The sequence below is a fragment of the Bacillus sp. FSL M7-0791 genome (genome assembly GCF_038627085.1).
In the GTDB taxonomy this organism is placed as follows: domain Bacteria; phylum Bacillota; class Bacilli; order Bacillales; family Bacillaceae; genus Bacillus; species Bacillus safensis.
Genome location: NZ_CP152022.1, coordinates 3,090,727 through 3,107,860 on the forward strand (window position 1 = coordinate 3,090,727; position 17,134 = coordinate 3,107,860).

A 17,134-nucleotide genomic window follows, 5' to 3' on the forward strand; every position below is an offset into this window, starting at 1 on the left:
CAATCATCCTTCCGCTTTTAGCTCTAACAATAGATCTCTTAATTCTGCTGCTTTTTCAAAATCAAGCGCTTTTGCTGCATCTTTCATTTCCATCTCGACTTTTTCGATCACTTTTTCTCGTTCTTTTTTGCTCATTTTCGAAAGCTTTGGTGCTGCTTTTGTTTCGTATTCTTCTGAATCCTCATGTATCTTTGTTGCCTTAATGACATCTCGAATTTTCTTATGGATCGTTTGCGGTGTAATCCCGAATTTCTCATTATATGCTTCTTGCTGTTCTCGTCTTCGCTTCGTTTCTTGAATCGCAATGTCCATCGATTTCGTCATATTGTCTGCATACATAATGACCCGGCCTTCTGCATTTCTCGCTGCACGGCCAATCGTCTGGATGAGGGATCTTTCAGAGCGCAAAAAGCCTTCTTTATCCGCATCTAAAATGGCCACAAGCGACACCTCTGGAATATCCAGTCCTTCACGAAGAAGGTTGATTCCAACAAGCACATCATATTTACCGAGACGCAGATCACGGATAATCTCAATCCGCTCAAGGGTCTTAATCTCGGAATGCAGGTAATTCACCTTGATTCCGATTTCTTTTAAGTAATCTGTGAGATCCTCAGACATTTTCTTCGTCAGTGTGGTCACGAGCACACGCTCATTTTTCTCAACTCGTGCATGAATTTCTCCAATTAAGTCATCAATTTGTCCTTCAATCGGACGGACTTCAATGATTGGATCAAGTAATCCTGTTGGACGGATAATTTGTTCCACAACCTCTGGTGTTTTCTCAAGCTCATACGGACCAGGCGTTGCTGATACATGCACAATATGATTGATATGCTTTTCAAACTCATCAAAGGTGAGCGGTCTGTTATCAAGTGCTGATGGCAGGCGGAATCCGTGATCAACCAACACTTGCTTTCTAGCTTGGTCCCCGTTGTACATGGCGCGGATTTGCGGAATCGTCACATGCGACTCATCGACAACAATCATAAAATCATCTGGGAAATAATCAAGCAGTGTGTAAGGTGTTGAACCAGGCGGACGCAAGGTCAGATGTCTTGAATAGTTCTCAATTCCTGAACAAAAGCCCATCTCTCTCATCATCTCAAGGTCATATCTTGTCCGCTGCTCAAGGCGCTGCGCTTCAAGTAATTTTCCATTATCGCGAAGCTTTTCAAGCTGTTCTTCTAGCTCTTGTTCAATATTGATAATGGCTTTTTCCATTTTTTCTTCTCTTGTGACGAAGTGAGATGCTGGGAAAATCGCCACATGATCACGATCACCAAGTATTTCTCCAGTCAGCGCATCCACTTCACGAATACGTTCAATTTCATCACCGAAAAACTCCACTCTGATACAATGCTCATCTCGTGAAGCGGGAAAAATCTCAACAACGTCTCCTCTGACTCGGAAGGTTCCGCGCTGAAAATCTATATCATTACGAGAATACTGAATATCCACCAGCTTACGAAGAAGCTGATTGCGTTCAATCTCCATTTCAGTACGCAAAGACAGCACAAGCTCTCTGTATTCCTCTGGCGAACCTAAGCCATAAATACAGGACACACTGGCAATGATGATGACATCTCTTCTCTCAAATAACGAGGACGTAGCCGAGTGTCTCAGCTTATCAATCTCATCATTGATGCTGGCATCCTTCTCAATAAATGTATCGGTCTGAGGCACATATGCCTCTGGCTGATAATAATCATAGTAACTCACAAAATATTCAACAGCGTTATTCGGAAAAAATTCCTTGAATTCGCTGTATAACTGACCGGCAAGTGTCTTATTATGCGCAATGACAAGTGTCGGTTTATTCACTTCTTTGATCAGGTTGGAGACAGTAAAGGTCTTTCCCGTACCTGTAGCACCTAACAGCGTTTGATGCTGTTTCCCCTGATGGATCCCCTCAACAAGCTTTTCAATCGCCTTTGGCTGATCTCCTTGGGGCTGATAGTTAGAAACTAATTCAAAGCGGTCACTCACATCAAAGCCTCCGTTTCGTTACGAAATCTATCTAATGAATATATTATCATAAAAGAACACAAAAATACGAACTAAAGTTCGGCTCTTACTTGATTTTTATTTCCAATACAGTCATACCCTCTCTCCCATGGGAAATAACCCTCTTAAGAAAACCTTCCTTTCAGTATGGAACATTTTGGAGTGAGATATTCGATGAGCAGAAAAAGAAAGCTGTGCTTACTAGAAATCGTAAGCACAGCTCTTGTTTAAAACATGTCAGTTTTCAGCCATCATGCTCTTGATAGCGATGACATCATTGATTTTCTTCAGCTTTTTCTCTTTTTTCGATTTCTTTCTTAGCCATAAACAAAGCCCCAGCTACTAAAGAAATAATATCTAATCCCACAATAAAGTAGGTTTCTGTATAGCCTTTCATGTACGAAGCAAATAAAAGCGCTGCTGTTAACGCAATGCCCACATAATGATTATAAGTAACCTTTGAAAATAAAATAACGAGCAAGAAAGGAAAAACTAGTGCAAATATGGCTTTTGTAATCACAAAAACCCTCCCTCTTCATGGTCTACTTCCTTGATTATAGTAAAGATTGGCATATTGAACAATTCACAGTTTTCAATTTCGCCTTTTTTCTCCATGTTCGGAGACTTTTGTTTTAGAAATAGAAGGAAATTAGTGAGATTGTCCCCTTTGTAAAGATAGGTCTTTCCGTCTTTGACAATAACATCCAATCAATCCTATGATTAAAATGATAGTGCGCACTATCATTTTAAAAAATAGAGAGACATACAAACCATTGGCTATTTGGATAAGGGGGCATTCCCATGTATTCAGTTTTATTTCATGCGGCTGAAGAATCCGCATCACTCGCAGGGGCAAAAGGCCTGAATTTAATCAAATTAAACAATCACGGCCTGCCAGTCCCAGATGGGTTTATTATCAAAACCAACAGCTTTGCAAGCTTTCTTTCATTTCACAATCTGCAGCCAGCAGAACAAAACCTTTCTCAAAAAATCAAAGAAGCATCGTTTCCTTTACAAATGGAAGCAGAGCTGCTTTCGTCCTTTCAATCCTTGCGGAAGACTTACCCCTCAGTTGCAGTCAGGTCCTCTTCTGTTGCTGAAGATCTCGAAGGCGCCTCATTTGCAGGACAGTACGAGACTTATTTAAATATCAAAACAAATGAAGAGTTTTTACAGGCAGTCAAAGAATGCTGGTCTTCTTATTTTGCAGCGAGAGTCACAGAATATAAGGAAGAGATGAATGAAAATGAGGAAGAGATGCCGCTTATGGCCGTTGTCGTTCAAGGATTGATCCATTCTGACGTCTCCGGTGTCATCTTTAGTGAGAATCCCGTATCGGGGAAAACAAATGAAATGATGCTGACCGCAAGCTACGGATTGGGAGAAGCAATTGTCTCCGGTCTTGTGACACCAGACACGTTTATTGTAGATAAAGAGAACTTTTCGATTGAAAAAACACTTGGGGCGAAAGAGCTACAAATTGTTCCTTTCCAAGAGGGTGTCATCGAGGAGCCAGTATCGGAAGAAATGGCTGGCCAGTTTTGCCTGAACGATGATCAATTGAAAGAAATCACACAAATCACGAAACAAGTAGAAGAACTTTACGGACATGGAGTCGATATCGAATTTGGAATTGCAGATGGATCGTTTTATTTACTTCAAGCAAGGCCGATTACTACAGCTCTTCCAAAAGCAGTAAATAAAACAGCAGGTGCTTCTTTTCAAATGAAGCCAGAAGAGCTGCAGGATTTCTGGATTTCAATGGATGATCATATGCCTGGTCCAACGAGTCCTCTTTTCTCAAGCCTAATCATACCAGCCTTAAAAAGCGGGATGAAGAAAAATGGAGAAAAGTATCAAGTACCTGATATGAACATCAAAGATATTAAACTTTACAGAGGCCACCTATACTCAGCACCGGATCTGCCAGAAGCGCAAGAAGGAGCTGCACCCGTTTTTGATGAAAGCATATTTGAGTTATTTCCTCATTTAAGTGAACGGATGTATGAGATTCTAGAGAAAAATTTCTTTCCATTTTACGAAAAACTCGATCGCCAAATGAATGAACCTATAACCATTGAAAAAGCCATCATTGGTTTTGAAGAATTAAAGAATTTTTATATCCAAGCATATGATGATCATTTTGATATCGTCATACCACAAGTCATTCTATCAGCCATCATTGAAGACATGCTTGTAACGTATACTGGTGATCAAACCCAAGTCGTCTTGCTGCACGAAATGATGATAGGCGTGATGAACAAATCTCTTGAAACAGACAAGGTGCTATCTGATATCGCAAAGGATGTCCTTCAAGATCCAGAACTTCATCAAGCATTTATTCAACAAGAAAAGAACTCGGAGCTGTTACATGCACTCAATCACTCGGAAAAAGGGAAGCATTTCATTTCAAAATTGGAGGATTTTCTCCAAGTTTACGGCTGGCGATCTGTTAAAAGTCATGACCTTACAGATGAGACTTGGGCAGAAAACCCGGAGTTTATATTAGATATCATCAGAAATAACATCCATTGCCATTGTGATTTTGATGAAGAATTTGCAAAAGCAGTGATCAAAAGACAAGAGACATATAAACATTTTATGAGTCAAGTGAAGGATGAATCGTTTAAAACAAAATTTGAGACGCTGTATCAATTTGCCCTTCGAGCAGCGAATATCCGAGATGACCACCACTTCTATATTGATGCCATGTTAGATGCAAAAGCCCGGGTATATCTATTAAAAATTGGTGAACTTCTAGTACAAAAAGGATCTATTCCTCATCAGGAAGATCTTTGGTATCTCTACGATGATGAGGTACAAAAAGCGCTCACAACGTCTATCTCATTTGATTCGGTTATCCAGCAAAGAAAGATAGAAATGAAGGAAAATGAAGATATTCAACCACCGGCTTACATTGGTACACCAACTGAAGCGGAACTGCAGCAAGTAGAAAGAATGCTTGGTTCATTAAGAGAAAATGAAAACAACACACACGATGTGATCCATGGAATTGGCGCATCCAGCGGTATTGTTTCTGGAAGAGTAAAAGTCATTACATGTGCTGACGAATTCTCACAATTTCAAAAGGATGATATTTTAGTTTGTAAAACGACCACACCTTTATGGACGAGCTTATTTAGAGATGCGAAAGCAGTCATCACCGATGCTGGAGGCATTTTATCTCATTCAGCTATTATCGCAAGAGAGTATATGATGCCAGCTGTCTTAGGTACTAGAATAGCAACTGAAACACTTCAATCCGGTGACCTTGTGACAGTAGATGGCAGCAATGGACGCATTCAGATATTAAAACAGTACTCGCGTGCATAAACTTATCATTTTGGATGATATTGGCGGTCATAGGTTTTATCGGTATACTTACTTTGTTGCAAACACATTCATAACCTGAGGTGAGTATGCTTGTTAAAATCTACAAATCAACGAATCATTCGCGCAACAATGGATTTATTAACTGAAAAGGGCTATCAAAAAACAACAACCAAAGAAATAGCGACAAAAGCGAATGTGAGTGAAGCAACTATTTTTCGCAACTTTAAAAACAAACGCGGCGTGATTGCTGCCATTATGAAGATGAAATCAACTCCGACAAAAACCTTAGAAGCAGAATTCAAAGGCGATTTATACACCGATTTGAAGTTTCTCGGTACCTATTTCCTTGAAGATTTGACTTCCAAAAAAGAATTTATTTATATCAGCATGCGAGAACCGGCTATGTTTAAGGATTTAACCAGTCACGAAAAAATATATCCTCAAGAACTAAGAGAAATGCTCATACAATATTTCAAAAAGATGGGTGCCAAGCATCATGTATTAAAAGGAAATGAAGACATTTATGCAGATATTTTCATTAGTACGTATTTCGGATTTTTCATTCAGCAGCTTGAGCAAGATTTTCAACTCGTTCTCACACAAAAAGAAGATTTTATTGAAACATGCACACACATTTTCATGAGAGGAATTTCTCCCGCTTAAAGGGTGGAATTCTTCTTTTTTACAAAAGGTGGTATACACATTGAGGTTAAAAAAAGAGAGTTTCGTCATCTATTCTTTGTTGCTTGGAGCTATACTAGTTCCAGTCAATTCAACGATGATCGCTGTCGCTCTATCATCCATATCAACTTATTATGATCAATCCCTTGCAAACATCACTTGGGTTGTCACAATTTATCTAATTGTCATGGCAGTCACTCAGCCTATCGCTGGTAAGTTAGGAGATATATACGGACACAGGCGAATGTATTTAATTGGGGTCATGCTCTTTTTAATTGGATCAATTGGATGTGCTTTAGCTCCTAATCTAGCTTTTCTCATCACTTTTCGTTCCATTCAAGCAGCTGGCGGTGCTATTTTAACACCTAATAGCATTGCATTGATTCGTGCAACAGTATCCCCCGAAAAACTGTCTAAAACAATGGGGTATTTTGGGTTTGGAGCCGGTATTGGTGCCGCACTTGGACCTTTTATTGGTTCGATTCTTATTCAGAGTTTTGATTGGCATTCTATATTCTTTGTCAATATCCCATTCTTGTTCCTTACACTTGTTACCGGCGTATTACTCATTCCAAAAACAAAACATACACGCTTACAAGCAAATGTAGACATCACTGGTTCACTATACTTAACCATCGGGATTGCCACACTCATTCTATGCACTAAAAGCCAATTGCTAAATGAATACTTGATCTATGGAATTCTAGCGTTGATCGTCATTCCTTTATTCTTTAAACATGTACGAAAAGTAAAGAATCCGATTATCGATTTGTCGCTTTTTAAAAACAGTTCATTTACAAACGCAAACCTGTCGATCATGCTAAGTAATTTTGTGATGTATGCCATTCTTCTAATTATGCCGCTGTTTATGGAACAACAACTTGCACTTTCTCATACACAAAGCGGTATTATTCTATCAGTATTTTCTCTTTGCATGTCTATTAGCGGCTTGTTAGGAGCAAGACTCCATCCGAAAAAAGGCGCGAAAAAAATGATTGGCTTTTCATTTCTCTGTCTCATTTTATCAGGCATCATGTTAATCACACTCAGTCAGTTCCCTACCTTACCACTGCTTATCGTGACACTTGTCGCAGGCGGAATTTCATCAGGTATTGGAATGACCAGTATGCAGATGGCTTCTTTAACGTCTGTTGATCAAAGCTTATCTGGTTCAGCATCTGGTATTTTCTCTACCTTTCGATATTTTGGCAGTATCATTTCGTCTACATTGATTGGGATCATGAGTGGTTTTCAATCTTTATTTATTGTATTAATGGGTGCAGGCATTCTTGGTTTCCTTTTATCTCAGCGTGTAAAAACCAAATCAACCTCCCCATCATCTGAGCATTCCGCCTAATGACTCCCTTGCTCTATGTTTAGTTAGAGCGGGGAGTTTTCATCATTTGTATCACTGTAAACTATAGCGAGTGCATCCATCAAATCCTGAAAATCATCTTTTAAAGAAGAAAAAATGGCATATGTCCAGACAAAAAAGGAACTTCAGGTACAAATGGTCTCCCTCACTTACCTAAAAGCTTTTTTTCATTCTTTCAGCATGGATAACTTCAATTTTTTTTCACAATTTTTGTGGTATGATTTTGAAAATAGAGAACGCAAAGGAGCGGAAGAATGGAACGTGTGAAATATGTTTTGATCTGTTTATCAGCTCTACTTTTATTCCTGACAGGCTGTGGAAAAGAACAGCAATTTACGCCGCCAGGCAGCTCTCAATCCATCGCTGTCATCTCTCAATTAAAAAAAGCCTCCTTTTCAATAGTTGATATACAAAAAAATAAAATGCTCTCTTCTGTGGATTTAAAACACCCACTCACTGATCTTATTCAAATCAATAAAGACGTCATCATCGCTACAAGTAAAGAGGGAGAATCCCTTATCGAAATTAATCTAAAACAAGGTACAGCGACAGATTATATGAATGTGGATAAAGGACTGACTTCCCTTACATATGATGCAGCTTCTCATACATTAATCGCTGCCAACTCACAGAAAAATGTCGTTTATTTTATTGATACGGAGCGCAAAAAAATAAAATCGACTGTGAAAACTGGAAAATTACCTTCTTCTATGACTCTTTCTTCATCAGGTATTTTATTTGTTTTAAATGCAGAAAGTCATACTGTCTCCGTCATAGATATTGAAAAGGAAAAAAATATACGTACGTTTTCTGTACTTGAACGGCCTTCTGGGATTCATTTTGATGGACAGTCCATTTGGATCGGCGGCCACGGTAAACAAGGCACCTTAAATAAGAGTATTTTTGCTTATGACCCTAAAACTGGAAAAAAACAGCGAGAAATAAAGCTAGGCGTTATGCCTGTTGCATTTTTTCCAGAGAAAAATTCTTCTATTTTATATGTACTATGTCATGGAGATCATACGCTATACAAAGTAGATACCAAAACAAATAAACAGCTTGCTTCTGTTGAAACTGGTCAAAATCCGAATTATATCACCGCTGATACGACATCAATTTATGTGAGTAACTTGGATGACAACTCAGTATCCATCATCGATAAACACTCACTTATCATGAAAAATCAACTGAATGTCCCATCAGGACCTTATGCTATCGTGTTGGAGGAAAAGAAATGAAGGAACAAATGCGTATTTTAATCGTAGATGATGAGCTTGATATGCTTGAGTTAATCGGGTCTTTTTTAAAAAGACATGGCTTTCACATTATCACTGCGAATAATGGAAAAGATGCCTTGCATCAGCTTGAAAAGGAATCTGTTGATCTTGTTGTATTAGATATCATGATGCCTGACATGGATGGATTTGAAGTCTGTCAGCGTATTCGACAAACATCTCAAATACCGATTTTATTTTTAACAGCGAGGAGTAATGAAGAGGACCGAATTAGAGGACTTGAAATTGGAGCAGATGATTATATCATGAAGCCTTTCAGTCTGCGTGAGCTTGCCGCAAGAATCGAAACCACTCTGAGACGAATTAGAGGTCTTTCGCTAAAGCGCAGCCGAATACAGATCGGTGACATGGAGATTGATCAAGATGGCAGACAAGTTTACCTCTATCAACAGCCCGTTAATTTAACAAGAAGAGAATTTGATTTACTCATGTTTCTTTTGCTCAACCAAGGACAAGTGTTTTCACGAGAACACCTTTATCAAAAATTGTGGGAATCACATTCAACGAGCGGCTCTTTAAGAACTGTCGATACACATATCAAAACGCTGCGACTGAAATTAAAGGAAGCAGAACGATATATTAAAACCGTTTGGGGTGTCGGCTATAAGTTTGAGGAGGAAGAATGAAGCCATTATCGATTAAAAAGAAAGTACTCTTCTTAATCCTTGCAGTGATCGGAATCGTTGCAGCCTCAGCGCTTGCCCTTACCTTTTACTTATACCAGCATTTATATATTGATAAACAGATCGATTCCTTAAGTTTGCAAGGTAAGAAGCTGGCAGGAATCTATCACACACATGGGAAAGACAAGTATTTTACCGACAGAATGAAATGGGCAAATGACTCAAGTCAGGCAAGCATTATTTTTACAGATGATCCAATGGAGCTTTCAAGTGGACTTCCTTTTGATACGGACACAAATGATAATCTCATTACGTTCAAGGAACGCCAAAAGCTCCTTCAAGGTGAAACCGTCGTGTTAATTAGAGAACACCCAAAGTTTCACCAAGATATTCTTGGCATCGCCATCCCTGTTTTCTCAAGCAATGATGATCTATCGGGAACTATTTTCCTCTCCATGCCCTTATCAGATGTATATGAACCCTTTGTCCAAATTAGATTGACGCTTGGCATATCCATCTTAATGATTCTGCTCCTGATATTCGTGATCGGATATAAGAGCTCCAATAAAGTAGTGCAGACAATTAATAAAATGAAAGAAATTGCAATGGAAATGGAATCTGGTGATTTCTCAAAACGAATGGCCGTAACCAAAAAAGGAGATGAGTTAAACCAGCTTAGCCGCTCCTTTAATAAACTGTCTTCAACCCTCGAAAAAGTTGAACAGCACCGCAAGGAATTTCTTGCGAATGTCTCTCACGAACTTAGAACGCCTTTAAGTTATATGAAAGGCTATGCAGAAGGAATTGAAGAAGGGATCATTGATCAAAAAAAAGGAATGCAAATCATTCAAGATGAGGCCACACGTTTAAGCCGGCTAGTGCACGATCTTTTAGATCTTGCACAGTTAGAAGGTGACTCTTATCCACTTACGATGGAGCCAATCGTTTTTGCACAGCTGATCCACGATGTTCTTGATCAAATGGCATTCATCGCTGACAAAAAAAGCATTACTTTCAAACGAACGCTTGAAGAGGATTGTATTGTTTATGGTGATAGCGACCGTCTCCAACAAGTGATACGTAATTTACTGGACAATGCCATTCATTACACACCATCTGGAAAATCAATATCGATTGAATTACAAGTTCACCAAGGTGTTGCTGAATTGAAAGTGACCGACGAAGGCAGCGGTATTCCAAAAGAAGATCTCCCACATGTTTCTGAGCGATTTTATCGTGTAAATAAAGCACGAACAAGAAAGGATGGCGGCTCTGGCCTTGGACTAGCCATTGTCTATCAAATCATTAAAAAACATCATGGAACATTCGACATTCAATCTGAACCTGACTTTGGTACGACAGCCATTATTCAACTTCCCAATGCTCCATTCAATGAGAGCTCACCTACTCTATAGCTACTCACATATTTTAAAATATCATTTGGAATTACTACTTTATCAATAAATTCTGCATCCATAGGATTTTCTACAACTAGAACAGCTCTTTTCATCAAGAGCTGTTTTTATTTCTAAAAAATAAAAAAATGGTCTTTTTTTATTAACATTTTATTCATATTTGCTTGTTACACTTTTTTCAAGTGAAGAAAAAGGAGTGACATGCTTTTGATCAGACGTTTTCAGAAATTTGATATTTATTTATTTTTCATATTGATCTTATCTGCCATCTTAAACATTTATAACATTTGGGAAGATGATACGGTGAATGCGTATTATACTGCGGCTGTCACAAGTATGATGCAAAGCTGGCATCATTTCTTCTTTGCTTCATTTGATCCAGCAGGGTATGTCACGGTGGATAAACCCCCGCTCACTTTCTGGCTGCAAACGATCAGTGCCAAAATTTTTGGTCTCCATGGATGGAGCGTCATCTTGCCTCAAGCTTTAGCGGGTATTGGATCTGTTTATCTGATCTATCGTCTTGTCAAACCAACTTTTGGTCAAGCAGCGGCAAGATTAGCGGCACTTATCATGGCGTGTACACCTATTGCGGTTGCTGTATCTCGCACAAATAATATTGACAGCTTACTTGTCTTTATACTTTTACTAGCAACAGGAATGATGTTCAAGGCTGTAAAACAGCAAAAGGTTCTTTGGGCGATTGCTTCGTTTGCGATGATTGGCGTCGGCTTTAATACAAAAATGCTACAAGCCTATATGATCGTGCCAGCACTCATTCTTTTTTACATCCTTGCTTACCGATCGACATGGAAGAAAAAATTACTCTCGCTGATCGTTTCAATGATTGTCCTTTTAGGTGTATCTGCTTCATGGTCAATAGCGATTGATCTCACTGCCAAAGAGAATCGTCCTTATATCGGATCAAGTGAATCGAATTCTGCATTAGAATTAGCCTTTGGTTACAACGGTCTCCAGCGGCTGACTGGTCAACAGTCTGGCGGGGGAGGCGGCACAAATCAGGGTAAGGGACAGCCACCTTCACAGCAGGGTGATCAGCAAAATGACAATGATTCATCCACCATGCCTCAGCCGCCATCTCATGGAAATCAAAACAACTCAGACAATTCAAACCAATCACCCAGTCAGGAACAGCCTTCAATGCAAAGACCACCAAGCAGTGCAGACAGCACAACACCACCTGATATGCCTTCAGGCGGTAATGGTGATGGACCTCCAACTGGCGGGGGCGGAAAAATGGGAAATGGCTCCGGCATGTTTGGTACAGGAACCAAGGGACCGTTACGTCTGTTCCAATCTGAACTGTCCGATCAAATCAGCTGGCTGCTTCCATTTGCAATCTTCGGTGCGATTGGTATCTTCTTCTCGACTGCCTTTGAAAGAAGACGTCTCAATACAAAACAAAAAGAAACACTATTTTGGTTAGCATGGCTTATTCCTGTTGCTGCATTTTTCAGTGTAGCAGGATTTTTCCATCATTATTATTTGATCATGCTGGCACCGCCAATTGCTGTATTAGCAGGAGCCGGATGGGTTTCTATGACACAATTGTTCCAAACAGGAACTGGGTTTAAAAAATGGCTGCTTCCAATTGCGATATTCGTCACAACAGCATTTGAAATCTTTATCCTATCTACTTTTACAAGCACGATCGGTCTTGGACTAAGCATTGCAGTCGGTATCATTGGTGTTGGAACAATCCTTTCTCTGCTTTTGATAACAGGAAAAGAAAAACTAAAACAATTCGTGTCTCTTATCGCCATCCTTGGCATGCTGATTGCACCACTATACTGGGCAAGCACACCTCTTCTTTATGGGGGAAACAGTATGCTTCCAGAGGCTGGCCCTCAGCTTGCAACTTCAAGTGGCAGCATGAGTTCACAAGTCAATGAAAAGTTGATCAGCTATCTTGAGAAAAATAATACGGGAGAAGAATTCCTATTCGGAACAACAGATGCAACCACTGCTTCACCTTACATTATTAAAACAGGAAAAGCTGTTATGGCATTAGGTGGATTTAGTGGATCTGATAACATTCTCACGCTTAGTGAATTCAAACAGCTCCTCAAAGACGGCAAAATCAAATACTTCTATCTTTCTGGTATGAGAGGCGGCAGCTCTGACATTCTCACTTGGATTCGAAAAAATGGCAAAGAAGTACCTGCTTCTAAATGGCAGAACAGCTCTACATCCAAAACGAACCAGCAAACAGACAGCCAACAATCAGAACAAAATGATCAGTCAAATAGAAGAATGGGCGGAATGGAGAGCGGCACTCTTTATGAACTATCCGTTGATTAATTCATCTATTAAAAGGGAGGAAGGATGACTGATGGAAAAGAACATACGATATTCTATTGTAGTCCCAGTCTATAATGAAGAACTTGTGATCCATGAATCCTATCAGCGACTGAAAACAGTCATGGATTCGACGGGAGAAGCATACGAGCTTCTCTTCGTCAATGACGGTAGTATGGATCGAACAGCTGAACTAATTAAAGGGTATTCCCAAAACGATCCGAATGTAAGACTCATTGATTTCTCACGTAACTTCGGACACCAAATTGCCATTACAGCTGGGATGGATTATGCAAAGGGAGAAGCTGTCATCGTGATAGATGCAGACCTACAAGATCCGCCTGAATTGATATTAGAGATGATCGCAAAATGGAAAGAAGGCTATGAAGTCGTATACGCCGTGCGCACCAAACGAAAAGGCGAGACTTTTTTCAAAAAGCAAACCGCTTCCCTTTTCTATCGCGTTTTACGTCAAATCACCGAAGTAGATATCCCAATCGACACCGGTGACTTCAGGTTAATGGATCGTAGAGTGTGCCATGAAATGAGAAAAATACGAGAAAAAAATCCATTTGTTCGCGGCCTAGTCAGCTGGGTAGGTTTCAAACAAATTGCAGTAGAGTACGTTCGAGATGAACGTCTAGCAGGAGAAACAAAATACCCGCTCAAAAAGATGCTCAAGCTCTCGATGGATGGAATCACTTCCTTTTCCTATAAACCTTTGAAGCTAGCGAGTATCGCAGGAATTGCCCTTTCCGCTATCGGATTCATTTCAATGTTTCTTGTACTTTACTTAAAGCTTTTTACAAACAGCACCATTACAGGATGGAGTTCATTAATTGTCATACAGCTGTTCTTTAGCGGCATCATCCTCTTTATGCTAGGAATGATTGGGGAATACATCGGCCGAATCTACGACGAGGCAAAAGATCGACCACTTTACATCGTAAGAGAGAGTTACGGGCTTCAGTCAAAGCCACATTCTGTTCAACCCCCTGTTCATTTCAAGCAATACAAACAGCATTAAAAAAGCGTGTGAGACCTCTTTAAAGGTCCCGCACGCTTTTTGTATTAAGCGGCTGTTTCAAACCGCTTTCTGTTGATGAAGAAAGAAAGAGTAATCATCAGATAAATGCCCATTGTGACCATCGTTTGGACAATTGGAGTTGTTGACACAACGCCGATGAAAATGGCAATGATCGCAATCACAGAAAACCATGTTGTGAAAGGATACAGCTTCACGCGATATCCTCCTGGTTCTGCTACACTTCGAGATTTTAAATGCCCGACAGCAATAATAAACCAGATGAATAAGACCGTATAGCTTAAAGATCCCATTAAATAATTAAAAGTTTGACTTCCTACAAAAAGGGAAATCAATACAGCGGCATACAATGTAGATGTACACACTAGGATCGCTCTAACAGGCACCTGCTGTTTTGATAGCTTTGAAAAGCCCTTCCATACACGCCCATCCATCGCTTGCGTATAAAGTACCCTTGAGGATGCGTACAGCCCAGAGTTCATAGAAGACAAGATCGCTAGTAAAATGATACCGTTCATGATGTCACTTGCATATGGCACGCCAATCGTTGCAAACACGGTGACGAATGGACTCACTTGCTCATTGTTTACTTGATTCCAAGGAATCAAGCTGACGATGATGAAGAACGGCAGTACATAGAAGCCGATGATTCGTACAAATGTACTTTGAATGGCCTTTGGGATGACTTTTTCAGGGTTTTTTGTTTCTGCTAATGTGACCCCGATCATTTCAGTCCCGCCATATGAATACACCACCACAAGCATGGCCGCAATTAAGCCGCCTGTTCCATTCGGGAAAAATCCTCCGTGGTCTGTTAAGTTGGATAATCCCGGTGCTGCATGCTGACCAAATGAGACAAACAACATGGTTAACCCAATGATAATAAATAAAAGAATGACAGCAATTTTAATAGAAGCTAACCAGTACTCCGTCTCAGCAAACATTTTAACAGAACAAACATTGATCAATGTCACAACAAGTGAAATGATTAACACAAGTATCCAAATCGGCACTTGTGGGAACCAGTACTGAATAAAGATCGCAGATACGATTGCTTCTGCTGCAATGTTCAGCACCCACATTTTCCAGTATATCCAGTCTAAGAAATAAGCCGGATATTTGCCTAACACCGGTTCAATTAAATCACGGAATGTTCTTGCGCCAGGTCGTGCAACCGTCATTTCGGCAAGTCCTTGCATAATAAATAATAAAATAAGACCACCAATCATATATGCCAAAATGACAGCAGGACCTGCGATATCAATAGCAGAGCTGCTTCCTTTAAACAGACCAGCACCAATTGCTCCGCCAAGTGCGAGCATCATAATATGCCTTGACGTCATTGTTCGTTTTAACTGCACATGTTCCTTTTCCATTTTCTATAGCTCCTTTAAATTTGAATCTTCAGACAAATATAGGATAAAAGCATATAAAAAGGCCAGTCATCTCCTTGAAGAGACGACTGACCTTGCAACCGCGTTACCACTCTAATTGATTCAGCCATAGCTGAATCCAACTTAAAACCCGTTAACGGAGGTCACACGTAAAGACTTACTATTCATTCAGTCTTACCGCTCTTTGAGCGAGTTCAATGATTCGTTTTACTGCGTTGCACCAACCCGCAGCTCTCTTAAAAAAACGGATGTTCATCTACTATTCTCAAGTCAAAGCGTTTATAGTCAATTTGTATATTCATCAAAGATTTTATTTTTTAAATATACTGACTAACCACGCAATTGTCAACATCCTTTTTCAGACATTCTCTTTTAACGAATCCAAACAGCTACTTCATCCATCGGACGGCGCGTTTTGCCGCGCTTCGGCTCGGTGACACGATAACCAAAGGCTGCCATGACAGAAATATCATACTGACCATCCTCAAGCAGCCCTTCTTCATCTAGAATGCGATGAATCTCATCGTAGCTGAATCCCTCGACTGGGCATGAATCAATGCCAATTTGTGCAGCGGCTGTCATCATGTTTCCAAGGGCAATATACGTTTGTTTTGAAGCCCAATCAAAGAGCGTACGTTCATTTTCTAACAAATGAAGATCATTCTCTTGGAATTCTTGGTAGCGTCCCTTCACCATCTCGAACGTTTCGTCTGACATTCCTTTGATTTGCTTGTTGATGTATTCTGCATATGCTGAATCATAACGGGCGTCTGTTCTTGCCAAGATGATCACAAAATGGCTGGCAGTAGGAAGCTGCTTTTGCGCTCCCCATGTATACTCTTTTAATTTTTCTCTAAATGCTTCATTTTGAACAACGAGGAACTTCCAAGGCTCAAACCCTACAGAGCTTGGGGAAAGTCTTCCTGTTTCTAAAATAAATGCAAAATCATCCTCTGATATTTTTTTCGTTGGGTCGAACTCTTTTGTCGCATGGCGGAACTCATACGCCTCAATGATTTCTTTTTTTAATTGCTCTTTGTCTCGCATTGTATTCATCCTTTCTATTAACCAATTAGGGCGTTAGTTTCATCAATCCAATTTCTTTCCATTCCCATATAGAAATTGTTATGATAAAAAAACAACAGCCCGAATGTGTGATGTGATATCTCTATGGTATAAGAAAAGCTTCGAGTGATTCAAGTACGCACATTTTTGTTCGTTAGTTACCATCTTGTTCGTGTATCACCAAATTTGTCTTAGAAAGGAGTGTTAAGATGAGTGCACCATCCAATCCAGTCAGTATTGTCAATCATGGCTGTCCCGTTTCAGTGACGACAAGTGTCATCGGAGGGAAATGGAAAGGAGTGATCCTTTATCATTTGACTTGCGGACCAAAACGCTACAATGAATTGCGCCGGCTGCTGCCAAGAATTTCTCAGCGTGTCCTCACACTGCAATTGCGTGAGCTTGAACAAGACGGCGTTGTCCATAGAGAAGTCTATGAGGAGGTCCCCCCTCGTGTCGAATATTCCCTCACTTCTCTCGGAAATACATTAAAGCCTATCATCTTCGCCATGCGTGAATGGGGCGAATCCTACGGGAAAGAAGTGCGCCCAAAAGAAAAAAGCTGCCATCTCTAGCAGCTTT

Annotated in this window: 13 protein-coding genes and 1 other annotated feature; of the genes, 9 read left to right on the plus strand and 4 right to left on the minus strand. The window is 40.0% G+C overall.

The genetic code is table 11. The features are described from left to right. Positions 1 to 3 precede the first annotated feature (3 nt). Together uvrB and MHI08_RS15980 are read right to left on the minus strand one after the other, a co-directional pair. Complete coding sequence (gene uvrB / locus MHI08_RS15975; protein ID WP_056765696.1) at positions 4 to 1,989, minus strand: excinuclease ABC subunit UvrB; 1,986 nt, start codon at positions 1,987 to 1,989, stop codon at positions 4 to 6. 292 nt (positions 1,990 to 2,281) lie between these two features. Then, on the minus strand, positions 2,282 to 2,527 hold the full coding sequence (locus tag MHI08_RS15980) for a CsbA family protein (protein WP_024426229.1): 246 nt from the start codon (positions 2,525 to 2,527) through the stop codon (positions 2,282 to 2,284). A 281-nt stretch (positions 2,528 to 2,808) separates the two neighbouring features. Between MHI08_RS15980 and MHI08_RS15985 the strand changes: the two genes are divergently transcribed. The 8 genes from MHI08_RS15985 (at position 2,809) to MHI08_RS16020 (ending at position 14,075) form a co-directional block, all read left to right on the plus strand. Continuing rightward, a complete protein-coding gene (locus tag MHI08_RS15985; protein ID WP_342499767.1) occupies positions 2,809 to 5,340 on the plus strand; it encodes a PEP/pyruvate-binding domain-containing protein in 2,532 nt (843 codons plus the stop codon). Between the two features lie 90 nt (positions 5,341 to 5,430). Next, on the plus strand, positions 5,431 to 6,003 hold the full coding sequence (locus MHI08_RS15990) for a TetR/AcrR family transcriptional regulator (protein ID WP_024423587.1): 573 nt from the start codon (positions 5,431 to 5,433) through the stop codon (positions 6,001 to 6,003). A 40-nt stretch (positions 6,004 to 6,043) separates the two neighbouring features. Then, entirely contained in the window at positions 6,044 to 7,378 is a 1,335-nt protein-coding gene (locus tag MHI08_RS15995) for an MFS transporter (protein ID WP_342499768.1), read from the plus strand. Between the two features lie 272 nt (positions 7,379 to 7,650). Then, entirely contained in the window at positions 7,651 to 8,634 is a 984-nt protein-coding gene (locus MHI08_RS16000; protein WP_342499769.1) for a YncE family protein, read from the plus strand. Next, positions 8,631 to 9,317 (plus strand): response regulator transcription factor, encoded by a 687-nt coding sequence (locus tag MHI08_RS16005; protein WP_342499770.1) that lies wholly within the window; start codon positions 8,631 to 8,633, stop codon positions 9,315 to 9,317. Before MHI08_RS16000 ends, MHI08_RS16005 begins: the two co-directional genes overlap by 4 nt. Beyond that, a complete protein-coding gene (locus MHI08_RS16010; protein ID WP_342499771.1) occupies positions 9,314 to 10,729 on the plus strand; it encodes an ATP-binding protein in 1,416 nt (471 codons plus the stop codon). Before MHI08_RS16005 ends, MHI08_RS16010 begins: the two co-directional genes overlap by 4 nt. Before the next feature lie 207 nt (positions 10,730 to 10,936). Further along, entirely contained in the window at positions 10,937 to 13,051 is a 2,115-nt protein-coding gene (locus tag MHI08_RS16015) for a glycosyltransferase family 39 protein (RefSeq protein WP_076840139.1), read from the plus strand. A gap of 31 nt (positions 13,052 to 13,082) precedes the next feature. After that, positions 13,083 to 14,075 (plus strand): glycosyltransferase family 2 protein, encoded by a 993-nt coding sequence (locus MHI08_RS16020; RefSeq protein WP_202738567.1) that lies wholly within the window; start codon positions 13,083 to 13,085, stop codon positions 14,073 to 14,075. Between the two features lie 44 nt (positions 14,076 to 14,119). Here the strand turns inward: MHI08_RS16020 and MHI08_RS16025 are convergent, their stop codons facing one another. Then, the gene (locus tag MHI08_RS16025; RefSeq protein ID WP_025093979.1) at positions 14,120 to 15,469 is read right to left on the minus strand and encodes an amino acid permease; all 1,350 of its coding nucleotides are present in this window, start codon (positions 15,467 to 15,469) and stop codon (positions 14,120 to 14,122) included. 75 nt (positions 15,470 to 15,544) lie between these two features. Then, positions 15,545 to 15,770 (minus strand) — a binding site (T-box leader). A gap of 89 nt (positions 15,771 to 15,859) precedes the next feature. Beyond that, positions 15,860 to 16,534 (minus strand): NAD(P)H-dependent oxidoreductase, encoded by a 675-nt coding sequence (locus tag MHI08_RS16030; protein WP_041107976.1) that lies wholly within the window; start codon positions 16,532 to 16,534, stop codon positions 15,860 to 15,862. A gap of 227 nt (positions 16,535 to 16,761) precedes the next feature. On the opposite strand from MHI08_RS16030, the gene MHI08_RS16035 reads away from it, so the two are divergent. After that, on the plus strand, positions 16,762 to 17,127 hold the full coding sequence (locus MHI08_RS16035; protein ID WP_041107978.1) for a winged helix-turn-helix transcriptional regulator: 366 nt from the start codon (positions 16,762 to 16,764) through the stop codon (positions 17,125 to 17,127). Positions 17,128 to 17,134 lie beyond the last annotated feature (7 nt).